The sequence below is a fragment of the Streptomyces phaeofaciens genome, from assembly GCF_014648915.1.
Classification (GTDB): domain Bacteria; phylum Actinomycetota; class Actinomycetes; order Streptomycetales; family Streptomycetaceae; genus Streptomyces; species Streptomyces phaeofaciens.
The window spans coordinates 35,285-50,451 of the sequence record NZ_BMSA01000040.1 but is presented as its reverse complement, the minus strand read 5'-3'; the positions used below and the strand labels follow the sequence as shown (position 1 = coordinate 50,451).

At 68.2% G+C, this 15,167-nt stretch carries 8 protein-coding genes; all 8 read right to left on the bottom strand.

The window, feature by feature from the left end; genetic code table 11:
* Window positions 1–50 precede the first annotated feature (50 nt).
* The 8 genes from IE275_RS40885 to IE275_RS40850 all read right to left on the bottom strand — a co-directional run bounded on the left by IE275_RS40885 (window position 51) and on the right by IE275_RS40850 (window position 15,087).
* Window positions 51–6,128: a type I polyketide synthase gene (locus tag IE275_RS40885; RefSeq protein WP_189717770.1), complete on the bottom strand. Its 6,078-nt coding sequence runs from the start codon at window positions 6,126–6,128 to the stop codon at window positions 51–53.
* A gap of 24 nt (window positions 6,129–6,152) precedes the next feature.
* Window positions 6,153–9,206, bottom strand: a complete 3,054-nt coding sequence (locus IE275_RS40880; RefSeq protein ID WP_189717769.1) for a type I polyketide synthase — start codon at window positions 9,204–9,206, stop codon at window positions 6,153–6,155.
* A 6-nt stretch (window positions 9,207–9,212) separates the two neighbouring features.
* Window positions 9,213–10,448 carry a beta-ketoacyl-[acyl-carrier-protein] synthase family protein gene (locus tag IE275_RS40875; RefSeq protein WP_229871141.1) on the bottom strand — a complete coding sequence of 412 codons (1,236 nt, stop codon included), beginning with the start codon at window positions 10,446–10,448 and terminating at the stop codon, window positions 9,213–9,215.
* Window positions 10,445–11,689 carry a cytochrome P450 gene (locus tag IE275_RS40870; RefSeq protein WP_189717767.1) on the bottom strand — a complete coding sequence of 415 codons (1,245 nt, stop codon included), beginning with the start codon at window positions 11,687–11,689 and terminating at the stop codon, window positions 10,445–10,447. Before IE275_RS40870 ends, IE275_RS40875 begins: the two co-directional genes overlap by 4 nt.
* A complete protein-coding gene (locus IE275_RS40865) occupies window positions 11,671–12,009 on the bottom strand; it encodes a hypothetical protein (RefSeq protein WP_189717766.1) in 339 nt (112 codons plus the stop codon). The genes IE275_RS40870 and IE275_RS40865 overlap by 19 nt, the downstream gene beginning before the upstream one ends.
* Window positions 12,006–13,241 (bottom strand): acyl-CoA dehydrogenase family protein, encoded by a 1,236-nt coding sequence (locus tag IE275_RS40860; protein ID WP_189717765.1) that lies wholly within the window; start codon window positions 13,239–13,241, stop codon window positions 12,006–12,008. The genes IE275_RS40865 and IE275_RS40860 overlap by 4 nt, the downstream gene beginning before the upstream one ends.
* A complete protein-coding gene (locus tag IE275_RS40855; protein WP_189717764.1) occupies window positions 13,238–14,569 on the bottom strand; it encodes a condensation domain-containing protein in 1,332 nt (443 codons plus the stop codon). The genes IE275_RS40860 and IE275_RS40855 overlap by 4 nt, the downstream gene beginning before the upstream one ends.
* Before the next feature lie 194 nt (window positions 14,570–14,763).
* Window positions 14,764–15,087 (bottom strand): MBL fold metallo-hydrolase, encoded by a 324-nt coding sequence (locus IE275_RS40850; protein ID WP_229871138.1) that lies wholly within the window; start codon window positions 15,085–15,087, stop codon window positions 14,764–14,766.
* Between the last annotated feature and the right edge of the window lie 80 nt (window positions 15,088–15,167).

The window sequence follows — 15,167 nt, the reverse complement described above, 5'->3', positions numbered from 1 at the left end:
TGGGCAGAAATGCTTCGGATAATTTGGCTCCGCTGAGCACAGCAGCCATCTCATTCCATTTTTTCGGGGGGACCGTTCACGACTTTGACCAGCCATTCGTCTATTGCGGTCGCCGCTACCTTGACGTGGTTGTCTTCCAGGATTGTGAAGTGGTTTCCGGGTAGGTCGACTGTTGCCGAGATCGGTTCCAGGTCGCTGCGCCAGTTCTCGCCTTCTGCCGGTGTCATCGGCTCGGTCGCCTGTGCCAGTAGCGAGGGAACGGTGATCTCGGCGGGCGTCCAGTGATAGAAGAGGTGCTTGACGTACCAGGCGCCGGCGGTGAGGTTCTCGAATGTGAAACCGTCTCCGCGGTGCCGCCCGACCAAGGCTGTCGCCAGGGCGTTCTCCATCGCGTGGACCACGGGGTCGTTCATCCGATACGTGTCAAGCAGGATTACCCCGGTCGCCGGCCGTCCTCGGGCGGCGGTCTCGCGAGCCAATTCGTGCGCGACCGCACCGCCGGATGACAGGCCGGCCAGCGCGTAGGGTCGATCCCCCAGGTGGGCGAGCACTGCGTCGGCCAGGGCCGTGCTTAGCACGCCGATGTTGGCGGGCAGGGCCTCTCCGGCGCCGAAACCTGGAGGTACCACCGCGATCACCTGCCGCCGGCCGGTCAGCTCGAGGGCCAGCCGCAGGTAGGCGTCCGGGCTCGTCAACGACACCACCGGGCATATGCAGATGAGCGGTTCTCGGCCGGTTGCGGGCGACAGCTCGTGCACCGGAATCCGCCCGCGAAACTCCGCCGCATCAGTTGCCATCGGCCGTAGGTCAGCTCCGGCCAGCGTGATTTTGTAAGCCACGGCTACCTGCTGCTCGGCGACTGAGCTGAGGCCGATCTCGGTGATCAGCTCGGTCAGCGACCGCGGGGTCTTGAACGCATCCGGGGTCGCGGTTGTCTCCTCCTTAGGCGCCGGTGGCTGGGTGGTGGTGGCCAAGCATCTGGCGAGGTGGTTGGCTAGATCAGCAATCGTTGTATGGTCGAACAGCATGGTGGCGGGTAGTGCGAGGCCGGTCGCCCGCTTCAGCCGGGTACGTAGTTCGAGCGCGGTTAGGGAGTCGAAACCGAGGTCCTTGAAAGCGTGCGTTCCGGTGATCGCTGAGTCGTCAGGGTGGGCGAGGATGATCGCCGCATGCCTGGCAATTAGAGCGGTGAGTGCCGGTCCGCGGTCGTCGGCAGGCAGAGCCAAGAGGCGCTGGGTTTCGTCCCTGTGGTCGCTCGAGCGGTGGTCGTGGTGCCGAGTTTCCTGGATCAGCCCGGCCAGGATTTCCGGACGTTCGTCGGCCGACTGCAGCGCGTTCAGGTCCAGTCGGGTGAGGACCACGTTGTCGAGATCGGCCGTCAGCGCCTGGTCGAGCAGGTGCATTCCGTCCTCACCGGTCAGCGGTTGCATGCCAATCCGCTCCAGCCGGCGCCGGTCGGCGGCTGACAACTTCGCCGCGATGCCCGAGTCGACGCCCCACGGTCCCCAGGCCAAGGCGTTGCCGGGGAGGCCGTCGTGCCGGCGTCGGCGGATCAGGGCGTCCATGTACGCGTTGGCCGCCGCGTAGTTGGCGTTGCCGGCGCCGCCGATCGTTCCGGTGACCGACGAGAACACGGTGAACAGCGACAGCGGCCGTTCCCGGGTCAGCTCATCCAGGTTGCACAAGCCGTCGACTTTGGGCGACAGCACGCGGTCGATTTGCGCGGGGGATAGTCCGGCGGCCAGCCCGTCGTCCACGACGCCGGCCAGGTGAACGACGCCGGTCAGTGGCCGGTCGGGGGGAATCGAGGCGAGCAGGTCGGCGAGAGCGTCGCGGTCGGCGACGTCGACGGCCGCGAACGTCGCTGTACAGCCGAGGCCCGTCAGGTCCGCCGCAATGTCGGCGGAGCCGGGAACTGACCCTCCTCGCCTTCCGGTCAGCAGTAAGTGCCGGACGCCGTAGCGCGCCGCCAGGTGCCTGGCGACAAGCGTGCCGAGACCGCCCATGCCCCCGGTGATCAGGATGGTGCCGCCTGGTTCGATGGTGCGCGCCTGCTCGCTCCCGGCCGACTGCAGCCTCTCGAGTCGGGGCACAAGCACTGTTCCGGCACGTACGGCGACCTGCTCATGTCCGAAGTCGACGGACAGTGTCGGCATGAGGGGCTCAGCCGGATCGAGGTCCACTAGGGCGATGCGTCCGGGGTTCTCTCGCTGGGCCGACCGGAGGAATCCGCAGACTGCGGCACCGGCCGGATCGACCGGCTCGTTCTCGCCCACCGCAACCGCCCCGCGGGTGCAGACGATCAGTCGGCCGGTGGCCAACCGGTCGTCGTTCAGGAACACCCGGAGCTGTTCGGCGGCCCAGATGACCGTCTGGTGTATGGTCCCTGGGTCGGTTGCCTGCGAGCTCGGCACCTGCAATGCGATCGCTTTGCGAGCGTCCTGGCTGGTGCGGGCTGCGGACCGTACGTCCGATAGCAGCGGAAGAGGGTCACCGGCCGGGACAGTCGAGGCCGGGAGTGGCATCCAGCCCACGCGCAGCATCGCAAGGTCGGTGGGAACTGCGTCGAGGCCGACTTCGGGAAGTGGCCGCAGCCCGACGGTAGCGATACTCAACAACGCGACGCCCTCCGCGTCGGTCAGCCGGACGGACACGCCGTGGGTATCAGCCGAGCTACTGACCTGAACTTTGCTGCCTGCGGCCCGGTGCACCCGCACGTCACTGAACGTGAACGCCAACCGGCTGGTGACGGCGTCGGTCAGCAGCACCGTTTGCAGGGCGCTGTCCAGCGCTGGGGGTGGGATCAGGAAGCCCTCCATGGGGACATCGCCTGGCAACCTCACCTCTGCGGTCACCTGTGCGCCGCCGGCAGTGATTCGCGCCGAGACCAGGCCCCGGAACGCGGGTCCGTACTCGATTCCCACCCCTGACAGCCGGTCGTAGAACGCCGAGACGTCCACTTCGGACCGCGGTGCCACCATCTCTGTCACGGGCGCTGCTGAACCGCTGGTTCCGGTTGGGCGAAGCGAGCCGCTGGCATGCTCCACCCACTCGCCCTCGCCGACATCGACGAAGACCGCCAGTTCACGCTGCCCGGTCGCATCGGCACCACCGACCGTGATCTGAAAGTGGGCGGCCGTGTCGCGCGGAAGGATTACCGGCCGGTGCAGGGTGAGTTCGCTGATGTGTTCCGCGCCGACCCGGCGGCCCAGGTAGGCGGTCAGCTCCAGCAGGACTGCGGCCGGCAGCACAGGATGTCCGCGAATGACATGGTCGGCGAGCCATGGGTACCTGTCGAGCGAGAACCGCCCGAGAACCATCATGCCTCCGGTGGCTGCCAACGGCAGCACCGCATCGACGAACGGATGACCGTCGGTGGGTAGGTAGACCGGCGTTTCCCCGGTAGTGCCACGGCTCGGCGTGGGCCAGAAACGGCGGCGTTCGAAGGAGTATGTGGGCAAAGCGGCTCGTCGCGGCGAGCCGGTCGCGAACGCCGCGGTCCAAGTCACGGGTACGCCGTGCACGAACAGGGCGGCAAGCGACTCGCGGAACCGCCGGGTGCCGCCGTCGTCGCGGCGCAGCGCATGGGTGACAAGGGGCGACTCGGCCAGACTGTCCTCGAGGATCTCGTGCAAGGGCGATTGCAGCACCGGATGCGCGGAGAGCTCGAGGAACGCTGTGCACCGGTCGGCGAGCGCGGCCCGTACCGCTTTTTCGAATTGCACGGTCGATCGGAAGTTGCGGAACCAATAGTCCGCCCCGAACGTGTGCGCGTTGGCGGCTGCTCCGGTCACCGTCGAGTAGATCGGGAGTCCGGCGCCAGCGTACGAGGGTGTAGGCAGTCCGGAGCCGGAGCCGAGCGGCTCGCGCAGCACGTCCATCGCGGCGGTGTGTGAGGCGAACGAATTCGCAATCTCATGCGTCTCGATGCCGCGCGCGGTGCACCGCGCGACCAGCTCCCGGAGTGCGTCGCGCTCCCCGCCGACGACCACGGCAGCGGGACCGTTGATCACCGAGATCGCCAGGCCGCCGCCGACGCTGGCGAGAAGCTTCTCGGTCTCAGCTGCGCCGGCCGCCACGGCTACAAGCGCTCCACGATCGGCCACCAGCTCGGAGGCAATCGCGCTACGGCGGGTGATGACCAGGGCACCTTGGGACCAGGACAGAGCGCCGGCGATGCAGGCAGCGGCAATCTCACCCTGTGAGTGGCCGATGACCGCGGCCGGCTCGACGCCGTACGACCGGTAGAGCTCGGCCAGCGACACTCCGACGGCCCACAGCACCGGTTGGAGAACCTCCGGCCGGGTCAGCGCCTCGGGGTCGGTCAGCACGTCCGTCAACGACCAGCTGACCAGAGGCCGCAACGCATCGGCTGCGACACGTAACGCGGCGGCGAACGCCGGTTCTTGGGCGGCGAGCTCCGTGGCCATGCCGACCCATTGACCGCCCTGCCCGGGTAGGACGAAGGCGACCCTCGGTTCCGGGTGGACCTTCCCCTGGACGATGCCTGCCGCGGGCTCGCGCCGCGCGACCGCCTCCACTCCGCCGACGATAGCGGCCCGGTCTGTGCCCGACACCACCGCGCGGTACGGCAGCGGCGCTCGGTGCGCCGCCAGCGACCAGCTGACGTCACTGAGGTTCGCGCTGCTGGCAAGCCCGCGCAGCCGATCGGCGTAGGCTGCCACCGCTCGTTCGGTCCGTGCCGAGAAGACCCAGGTCGTGAACGAGGCCGGGACGGCCGGGGGAGCGGAGTCCGAAGGGGGCAGGTCACCAAGCACCTCCGGTCCTTCGAGGATCAGATGGGCGTTCGTTCCGGATACGCCGAACGACGAGACCGCAGCCCGGCGCACCCGCTCGGACACCGGCCAGGGTGTCGGTGCGGTCAACACCTGTGCGTGTCCCCGGCTCCAGTCGATCCGGCTCGACGGGCGATCGATGTGCAGGGTGGCCGGCAGCAGCTGATGGCGCAGAGCCTGGACGATCTTGATTACGCCACCCACGCCAGCCGCCGCCTGGGTATGCCCGATGTTGGACTTGAGCGAGCCGATCAGCACCGGCCGGTCAGCGGGCCGGTCCGTCCCGTACGTCGCCAGGATTGCCTGTGCCTCGATCGGATCGCCCAGCCGGGTACCGGTGCCGTGCGCCTCGACCGCATCTACGTCGGCGGCCGTCAGGCCGGAGTCGGCCAGCGCTCTGCGGATCACCCGCTGCTGGGAAAGACCGTTGGGCGCGCTCAGACCGTTGGACGCGCCGTCGGAGTTGACCGCCGAGCCACGTACCACGGCCAACACGTCATGACCACGGTCGAGCGCGTCGGGCAGGCGTTCCAGAAGTACCAGCCCTACCCCTTCGGACCAGCCGGTGCCGTCGGCGGCGTCGGCGAACGCCTTGCACCGGCCGTCCGGTGCAAGGGTGCCCTGAGCGGCCAGTTCTAGGAAGATGTCCGGCGTGGCCAGCACCGATACACCGCCGGCCAGCGCCAGGTCGCAATCGCCGGCTCGCAGCGCCTGAACGGCCAAGTGGATGGCGACAAGCGACGACGAGCAGGCCGTGTCGACGGTGACCGATGGGCCGTCGAAATCCAGCGCATAGGACACCCGGCCAGAGATCACACTGGTCTGGCTGCCGGTGAGGACGTGGCCCCGGACTTGGTCGCCAGCGGCGTGCAGCAGCTGCGGATGGCCGAGCAGGTAGGCGCCCGTGAACACTCCGACCGCCGTACCCGCCAGGTCGGTCACCGGCAGTCCTGCGTCCTCCAGCGTCTCCCATGCCGTCTCCAGGATCAGCCGCTGTTGGGGGTCCATCGCCCGCGCCTCGCGAGGTGAGATACCGAAGAATTCGGCATCGAAGTCGGTCGCCGTGTCGAGGAACCCGCCGTGGGGCGGGGCCTGCCGTACGACCTCGGGGTTCCATCCCCGGTTCGCCGGGAAGCCACCGATTGAGTCGCGCCCGCTGGCCACCAGGTCCCAGAGCGCGGCCGGACCGTCCGCGCCGGGGTAGCGGCAGCCCAGGCCGACGATCGCGATCCGGTCGTCATTGCCCGCTTCGAGTTCGGCCACACGACGGCGGGTACGTTCGAGTTCGGCCGTGGCCCTCGTGAGGTAGCTGAGCATCTTCTCGTCGGTCATGGTGCGTGCTCCCTAAGGCTGAGATCAGCAGTCGGGTGGTTCGATCCCGGGTCCGAGTGCCTGGTCGAGGTGGCGGAACAGCTCATCGGGTGAACTCCAGACTCGTCTGGGTTCGGCGGCCCCGGCAGGCTCCACGGGTCCGGCGTCCTCGTCGCGCTCGCTCGTCCCAGCGAGTTCGGCGGCAAGGTGCGTGGCTAGTTTCCTGGTAGTGGGATGGTTGTAGACGGAGGTGGCGGTCAGCGCGAGACCGGTTGCCCGCGCCAGCCGAACCGCCAGTTCGAGCACCAGGAACGAGTCGAAACCGAGTTCCTGGAAGGTTCGGTCGGACTCGACCGTCGCGCCAGCAGGATGGCCGAGCACCGCGGCGGTGGTATCGCGCACCAGGTCGGCAAGTATTTGCTTGCGGGCGGCTTCCGGCGCGCTTGCCAAGCTGGCCGCCAGGCCTGGCCCGGTGGAGGCCGGGGTGGCGTCCGCGCCGGAGAGTCGTCTGCGCTGGAATGGGTAGGTAGGCAGTCGCATCCGGCGCGGACGGCGGCCGGGAGCCACAGCATCCGGGTCGATGTCGATACCGTGCAGCCACAGGCGGCCCATTGCTTCTACCGCCGTGAACACCTCGTCGACGCCTGGTCGAAGCATTGGCACTACAGACTCTCGTGGGCCGGTCTGCCGTCCGGCGAGGCTGCTGAGCACGGCGCCCGGACCGGCCTCGACGAACGCCGTTACGCCGTTGTCGAGCAGACAGCGCAGGCCGTCGCCGAATCGTACGGTCTGCCGGAGGTGTCGCGCCCAGTAGGCCGCGGTCCGAAGGTCTTCGCCGGCCGCCAGAGTCCCCGTGACATTGGAGATCACCGGGATCCGGGGTGTACCGAAGGCCACTGAGCTCAGCACGTCGGCGAAGTCCTCGGTGATCCGGTCCATCGCCGAGGAATGGAACGCGTGCGAAACGTGCAGCGGGTCGACCCGCCGCCCCTCGGCCGCGAACCTCGCGGCGAGCGCGCCAACGGCCCCGGCGTCGCCGGACAGCACCACCGACTGCGCCGCGTTCACGGCGGCAATGTCCACGCCGGGTCCTAGCAGGGGACGGACTTCGGACTCCGTAGCCTCGACCGTGACCATGGAGCCACCGGTCAGCGACTGCATCAACCGACCGCGGTGCACCACCATCGACGCCGCGTCCGACAACGACAGGATCCCGCTCACGTGGGCAGCGGTGATCTCGCCGAGCGAGTGCCCGGCGACGTACGACGGCGTGATCCCCCACGACTCCACCAGCCGGAACAGTGCAACCTCCGTTGCGAACAGTGCGGGCTGAGCCCACCGCGTCTGGCGTAGCAACTCGGCGTCGACACCCCACACCACCTCCGCGAGCGGCTCGTCGGCCAGTTCGTCGATTTCGGCGGCCACCTCATCCCACGCGGCCGCGAAGGCGGAGAACTGGCGGTAGAGGATCGATCCCATGCCCAGTCGCTGGGCGCCCTGGCCGGTGAAAATCACCGCGGTCTTCGGCGCGGGGTGCGCCGTTCCGATCAGCGCGTGCGGGACGGGCCGGCCGGTGGCCACCGCTTGCAGCCCGGTGAGCAGCTCCCGCCGCTGCCGGCCCAGGACGATCGCGCGCTGCCCGAATGCCGACCTCGTCGTCAGCAGCGACCAGGCCACGTCTGACATGTCGGCGTCGCCGCAGACCGGCACCAGCCGTTTCGCCTGGGCTTGCAGAGCAGCCGGTGTCCGGCCTGAGAATCCCCACCAAGACACGCTGGCGGTCTCCGGCTCCCGTTCGGGATCCGCGGCCACGCGTGGCCCCGGCTCGGGCGGCGTGGTGACCACTAGGTGACAGTTGGTTCCGCCTATGCCGAACGACGAGACACCGGCCGTTGCCGGGGTACCGTCCACCCGCCAGGGCCTTGTCTCGGCAACCACCGTGAGATTCCACTCCGCGAAGCGGATGCTGGGGTTGCCGCGGACGAAGTTCAAGCTGGCCGGTATCTGGCGGTGTTGCATCATCAGCAGGACCTTGACAAGCCCGGCGATGCCGGCTGCGCCCTCCAGGTGGCCGATGTTGGTCTTCACCGAGCCGACGAGCAACGGGCTGCGCCGTGCCGCGCAGGCGCCCAGAACTGAGCCCAGAGCTGCCGCCTCGACCGGATCACCGACCGCGGTTCCGGTGCCGTGCAGTTCGACGTAGTCGACCTCGCCCGGTTCCGTGCCGGCCATCGCATAGGCGGCGCGCAGCACCGCTTCCTGTCCCGCCACGTTCGGTACGGCGAGCGCACCGGCGGCACCGTCGTTGTTGGCGGCGCTGCCAGAGATGATGCCGAGGATCGCGTCACCGTCTGCCCGTGCGTGGTCAAGGCGTTTGAGCACGACACAGGCGCCGCCCTCGCCGCGGACATAGCCGTTGGCTCGCTCGTCGAAGGTGTAACACATGCCGTCCGCCGACAGCACCCCGAAAGCCTCGGCCATCCGTGCTGGTACCGGGCTCAAATTGAGCTGTACGCCGAGCGCGAGCGCCAGGTTCGCCCGGCCGGTGAGCAGCTCTTGGGCGGCCAGATGGACCGCCAGCAGAGATGAAGACTGCCCGCTGTTGACGGTAAGGCTTAGACCACGGAGCCCCAGCAGGTGGGATATGCGGTTAGCGATCAGGGCAGGCTGGCTTCCGGTCAATGCGTACCGGCCGTGATCTCGCTGCTCCAGCGCTGCATCGTTGGCCATCGCGCCGGCAATAACCGCGACCGCGCTGTCGCGAAGCCGTTCGGGCACGATCCCGGCGTCCTCGAGCGCTTCCCATGCCAGCTCCAGCGCGAGCTGCTGCTGCGGGTCCAACTGCTCGGACTCCACCGGCGGGACGCCGAAAAAGTCCGGATCGAAACTCGTTACGTCGTCCAGAAACCCGCCCACGCGCAATGCCGGTGGCAACCCGTCGGCGTCGACTCGCCACCGGTCGTCGGGCAGTGCGCCGATGGCATCCTCGGCCGCGCCCAGCAGCCGCCAGAAGGCAGCCGGATCGGCCGCCCGGGGAAATCGACAGGACAGTCCGACGACTGCGACGGTGCCGGACCCCCGTTCGTGTGCGGTTTGCATGGCGAATCACCCGGCCGACGACAGGACGAGTGACACGTTGTGGCCGCCGAAGCCCAACGAGTTCGACACTGCCCACGGGCCGACCGCGGCCTGCGGCTCGCCGACCACAACGTTGATGCCGAGACCCCCCTGGACCTGGTCGACGTTCGCCACCGGGGCTACCTCCTCGCGCGCACCGAACCGCAAAGACGCAAACGCCTCGGCTGCTGCGGCCCCGCCGATCATGTGGCCGAGCACGCCCTTGGGCGCGGTCACCGGCGGTCCGGCCGCGCCGAAGACTGCCTGGATTGCCCGACCCTCGGCCTCGTCGCCGGACCAGGTGGACGTCGCGTTGGCGTTGATATGGCCTACTTCGCCGGGCTCAATTCCGGCGTCGAGTAATGCGCCGAGCATGCAGCGCGCGGCGGTGGAGCCATCCGGCCGCGGCGCTACCGCGTGGTAGGCGTCGGAGTTGGTGTGATAGCCGGCGACCTCGCCGTAGACGTGCGCTCCGCGGGCCTTCGCGTGCTCCCACTCCTCCAGCAGCAGGAAGCTGGCGCCCTCGGACAGTACGAAGCCGTCGCGTTCGGTGTCGAACGGCCGGCTGGCGGTGGCCGGGTCAGCGCGGCTGGTGGAGAGCACCCTCATCCGGGCGAACGCGGCGACGGTGAGCGGGCTGACCGGCGAGTCGACCCCTCCGGCCAGCGCCGCTACCACCTGCCCCTCTCGGATCCGCCGCATCGCCTCGCCGATGGCCATGCCACCGCTCGCGCAGGCCGCGACATAGGTCATCGAGAAGGCAGCGGCGCCGAATCGGGCACTGATCAGGGCCGCTGTGGAGTTGTACATAATCCGCGTGACCGTCGACGGATGCAGCCGATGCAGGTCGACGTCGGCCTGGGTGGCGACGCGTTCCATGACGTGATGGTTGCCGTGGCCGGTCCCGACCGCGACACCGAACGCCGCCGGGTCAAACGCGCCAGGTTCCATGGGCAGACCGGCGTCGTCGAGCGCATCGGCCGCCGCCGCCAGGCCCAGCATGTTAGGGCGTTCGAGCTGGCGCAACCGGCGTTTGTCGACGTACCCCGTCATGTCGAACTCGGGCACGAGACCAGCGAACGTCACCGGTGCGCCAGCCTGGATCAGCTCGGGCGACGCCACGGCCAGCGTCCGCCCATCGTCCAGCGCGTGCATCAGATCGTCGGGCCGCCTACCGGCAGGCGTGTGCAGGCCGACTCCGGTCACCGCGACCCTTCGCCTCATCGGAGCACCACCCGCATCTGCAGCTCGTCGAGGGCGCGGAACGAGAATCCGGGCCGGTATCGCGCCTGCTGCTCCAGGAGAAGCTTCGGGAATCGGCGCAGCAGCTCACCGAACAGCACCTCCGCCTCCAGCTTGGCCAGCCCCGCACCGATGCAGTAGTGCAGGCCGGCTCCGAACGACAGCGCTGGCCCCTCGTCGCGTGTGACGCGGAACGAATCCGGGTCGGTGAACCGCGCCGGGTCGTGGTTGCCCGCACCCAGCAAGGCGACCACGACCTGCCCGGCACTGATCTCGACGGTTCCGAGCAGGGTGTCGTCATGAGCCTGCTGCGCGATGAACTGAAACGGTGCCTCCCAGCGGATAATCTCCCTAACGGCCGCGTCGAGCAGGCCGGGGTCTGCGCGCAGCTGGGTCAGCTCGTCCGGCGCGCTGAGCAGCGCGTACATCCCGGTGCCTAGCACGCTTGTGGTGGTCTCATGGCCGGCACCGAACAGGAATGCCACGTTGTTCATCAGCTCCGCGGCGGTCAGTGCGCCGCCGTCCGGACCGGCATAGTCGTCGGACACCGCGATCAGGTGCGAGACAAAGTCGTCGCCGGGCCGGCGTCGTCGCTCGGCGATGAGGTTGTCGAAGTATTCGACCGCCCGCCCGGCCGCGTCCTGTACGGAGGCGCGCTGGACGTCGGTCATTATCGGCTCCATAAGCGGCAACATCCGGGTAGTCATCTCGAGCAGCGCCGGGTGATCGGCAGCGGGGATGCCAAGCAGATGGCAGATGACCTGAAACGGCAGCGGCTCGGCTACCATGGCGATGAAGTCGCCGCCATTGTCCGCCGCGAACTGATCAAGCAGCGCGCCCACACGGTCCTCGATGAACGGACGCAAGTTATCGACCCTGCGGTGCGAGAACGTCTTGGCGAAGCAGCGGCGCACTCTGGTGTGCTGCGGCGGATCGACGCCGACAAGCCACTCCCCGGTGAGGCGCTGCGGTGCCGAACCGACCTCGAAGGGCTTGGCCGACTCCAGCTGTCCGGCGCGCCCGAAAGCCTGGCCGGTCATTACCGACGTGATGTCGTCGTAGCGGCTGACCAACCAGACGTTCATGTCGCGGTGGAAGTAGATCGGTGCGGTCTCCCGTAGCCGACGGTAATGACCGTACGCATCGTTCGCGAATTCGGCGTCGAACGGGTTAAAGAGCTCCCAGCAACTCAGTCCGGCCGCCGTCACGCGTTCGCCGCCCAACGCTCGATGAACGCGCGCACCCGCTCGGGCGTCGACTCCTGAACCACATACTTGGTGAGCCCGTCCATCGAGGCGACCCGGCCGAGATCGTCGAGCCCGAGCAGGTCGATCCCGAACTCGGTTTCGAGCGTGACGAGAACTTCCTGCAGCTCCATTGAGTCGATCGTCACGCCGGCGATCGCTGCACCACTACCGCGCCCGAAGGAGAAGATCTCGTCGCCGGACCCGGCGAAGTCTGGCGCGACGTTGAGCGACAGCAGTTCGGCACAGCAGCGCACGATGCTTGTCGCCAGCTCGGGGTAGGCCAACGAGACGGTCATGACTCCTCCACACGGGGCTGGCGGTCATCGGACAGCGGGATGTCACGTTCGACGATGTCGTCGAGCGCTTCGTCGAAGGCCGGGTGCGGCCGGTCCAGGCGGCGGGCAATGAGTTCGCGCAGCACCTCATCGGTGCCCGCACCGATCCGGGCCAGCCGCACGTCTCGAGCCATCCGTTCGATCGGAAAGTTCGTCGTATAGCCGCGGCCGCCGAAGGTCTGCAGGGCGGTGTCCACGACCCGCTGGGCCACATCGGCTGCCCGCAGCTTCAAGGCTGCGACGTAGCCGCCGATAGGCCGATCGTCTGTGGCGAGCAATAGGACGCTGTTCAGCAGCGCCTCGACGGTGAGGATCTCGGCGTCGTGGTCTGCCCAGCGATGAGCCAGCGCCTGATGCTCGATGAGCCGGCTCCCGAACTGCTTCCTCCGGCGCGCCCAGGCAAGGGCCACACCCTGAGCCTGCCGGGCGGCCTGTATAAGCTGGGCGGAGACCGCGACGCGCTCGAGCTCCAACGCTCGTTGCACCCCGACCATGCCGGAGCCACGTGCGCCGAGCCGGGCGGTATCGGGCACCTCTGTGTCGATCCGTAGCAGCGCCGCGTCGCATCCGTTCGTGCCCAGCTTCGGGTAGAAGCCCTCGACGGTGACGCCGGGCTGCGCGATCGGGAGAATAAACGCGAGCAAGTCGCCCTCGGCCCGCGTTACGCACAGCATGTGGGTCGCCGTGCCAGCGTTGGAGATGAACCTCTTCTGGCCGGTGATCCGCCAGAAGCCGGCGCGCCGCTCAGCAGAGGTACGCACTGCGCCGATGTCCGAACCTCCGGTGGGTTCGGTGACCGCGAAGCATCCGATCACGGTGCCGTCCATCGCGCGGTCCAGTGTCTCCTGCTGGGCACTGTTTCGGGCGAGGTGCCGGAGGGTTCCGATGAACGTCTCGTTGTGCAGAGTTGCGGCGAGGCCCAGGCCGGAGTTGATCCGTGCCGTTTCCTCGGCGAGCACCACCGAGTAGGCAAGGCCGGGGCCGCGCCCGCGCGACCACCGCTCCCGGAAGACGCCAGCCTCGCCCAGGCTGCGGAACACCGCCTGCGGCAGGTGTCCGACATCATCCCAGGATTCCGCCTTGTCAGCCCACGCCTCGAGGCCGGATCGGATCAGGCTTCGGTAGGCGTCGAGCGCTTGGCCCCGGACGGTACGGACAGCGGTCGTCGTTGCGGGAAGATAGATTCCGCTCATAGCTCGGCCGATCTCTTGAGAAAGGCATGGACGGCATCGAGGAACGCCTCGGCCGTCGTGGATTCGAAGCGCCGGGCGCTGTAGGCGAGTTGTATGGTCATCTGCTGTCGGCTCACCTCCGCGGTTATGAAGAGCGGATGCGACGGGGTGGAGTCGACGTCGAGCCGGTCGAAGCCGGCGAACTCCACGAGCTGCACTGAGGCATCGGTCGCCATGCCGTCGGTGGTGCCGACGTAGTTGCAGGTGATGATCGGTTTGGTCAGAGCACTAAGGCGGGCGCGGGTGGTCGCCTCCGAGGAGAGGTACTTCAGCAACCCGAACGAGTGTCCACGGCCCGTAAGCTCAACCATGTGTGCGCGGGCGTAGGCAAATAGCGCTGGCTCGTCTCCGCGGGCCGATCGGTGCAGGACGAACGGGGCGTAGGTCGACAGCCAGCCCACCACTTCGCGCAAGTGCTGGACGTTGGGCAGGTCGCGGCCACGGATCGTGTTGTCCACTGCGATCACGTCGTTATCGAAGACGTCGAGCGCTCCCACCGCGCCGGCCAAGCTGAGCAGTTCGCCCGGCCGCAGCCCGTTGCGGACGGCTGTGCGGATCAGCGCGGCCGTCTCCGGCTGTCCGAGTGATCGCCGGGTGATCCGGACATCGCGGATGCGGTCCGGGACGCCGTTGCGGTCGGCCGGCGGGAGCGCGCCGGCGTTTAGGCCGAGTGACAGCCAGTGCGCCTGCTCGGCTGCTACCTCAGGCGCGTCCGCCAGGCTGCGCAACGCGGCCGCCGTGTCATGAAGGGGCGGCCGTCGCGGGGGCAGCCGCTTGTCGGTCAAGAAGGTCAGCAGGTCCGCGGCAATCAGTCGCCAGGACGAGGCGTCCAGCGCCAGATGATGGCAGATGATCAGCAGGTGGTGCACGCCGGGCATGGACTCGACCACGGCGACGCGAGCCAGGCGCCCGGTCTCGATGTCGATCGGCCCGTCGTCGCCGGTTAGCATTGTGCGCAGGGCCCCCGGTATCCAGTCTTCGCCATCGAGGGGCCAAGGCAGCTCAAGCTGTTCGCACGTCGGCGGCGGCGCCGCACCGAAGATCTGCTGCCAGCCGTCGCCGACCGGCACGAACCGGCAGGTGAATGCATCGTAGAGGCTCAGGACCGCGGTCACCGCGTTGGCTAGCACCTCGGTCGGCAGTGGTATCGCAATCCGGAAAACGAACGGCGACGGCACGTAGAACCAGTTCCGGTCGCCGTCATACTGAGAGAACCACTCGGCTGCCTGGGGAAGCAACGCCACCCCTGGCGCGCCCTCTCCCGCCCGGGCGCCGACGGAGGAGATCATGACAGCTCCCCACCTAACGGTTGGCGAGGGTGGCCCTCTGGGTCTGTCCGTCGTATTTGGCATGCGCGCATTGGCCGCAGATCCGCGTTTGTTCTATGCGACATCTAGTGACCTCTTCCAGGCGGTTGGGACGGACCTGCAAGCAGCATGAGGATTCGGTTCATCCGCGCCGGTTTTTCTAGGCGCGAAGATGATCAATGAGTGCGCAGACAGTCCCGGGTGTCGTCGATGACGGACGCCGGGTCGTCCTGTTCGGGGTTCTTGTGCTCTGCCACGACGGTGGTTGGGGCGAGGGCAGCCACGGCGTCGATCGCGTCGAGCCAGGCGTCGATGCCGTGGTCGCCGGCCTCGGAGAGGTACTGGTGCACCTGGTTGTAGACGACGTCGCCACTGACTACCAGGTCCAGCGACGGCACGTGCAGGAACGTCGAGTGCGGACCGTTCGGCCGGCGCGGCAGGGCGGCAGTTGCCAACGGCTGCATGGACCTGACGTGTACGGTGTGGGCCAGGGAGGTCATCGTCGTTCCTCTCGAACGGTGCCCAGGTGCACAGACGGTGCACTGGCAAGTGACGCCGCACATCTGCGAGACGCGTGCGG

What these genes read in the sequence shown, in the direction of transcription:
- IE275_RS40885 (WP_189717770.1), bottom strand. Translation starts at nt 6,128, where the DNA reads ATGACCGACGAGAAGATGCTCAGCTACCTCACGAGGGCCACGGCCGAA.
- IE275_RS40880 (WP_189717769.1), bottom strand. Translation starts at nt 9,206, where the DNA reads ATGCAAACCGCACACGAACGGGGGTCCGGCACCGTCGCAGTCGTCGGA.
- IE275_RS40875 (WP_229871141.1), bottom strand. Translation starts at nt 10,448, where the DNA reads ATGAGGCGAAGGGTCGCGGTGACCGGAGTCGGCCTGCACACGCCTGCC.
- IE275_RS40865 (WP_189717766.1), bottom strand. Translation starts at nt 12,009, where the DNA reads ATGACCGTCTCGTTGGCCTACCCCGAGCTGGCGACAAGCATCGTGCGC.
- IE275_RS40860 (WP_189717765.1), bottom strand. Translation starts at nt 13,241, where the DNA reads ATGAGCGGAATCTATCTTCCCGCAACGACGACCGCTGTCCGTACCGTC.
- IE275_RS40855 (WP_189717764.1), bottom strand. Translation starts at nt 14,569, where the DNA reads ATGATCTCCTCCGTCGGCGCCCGGGCGGGAGAGGGCGCGCCAGGGGTG.
- IE275_RS40850 (WP_229871138.1), bottom strand. Translation starts at nt 15,087, where the DNA reads ATGACCTCCCTGGCCCACACCGTACACGTCAGGTCCATGCAGCCGTTG.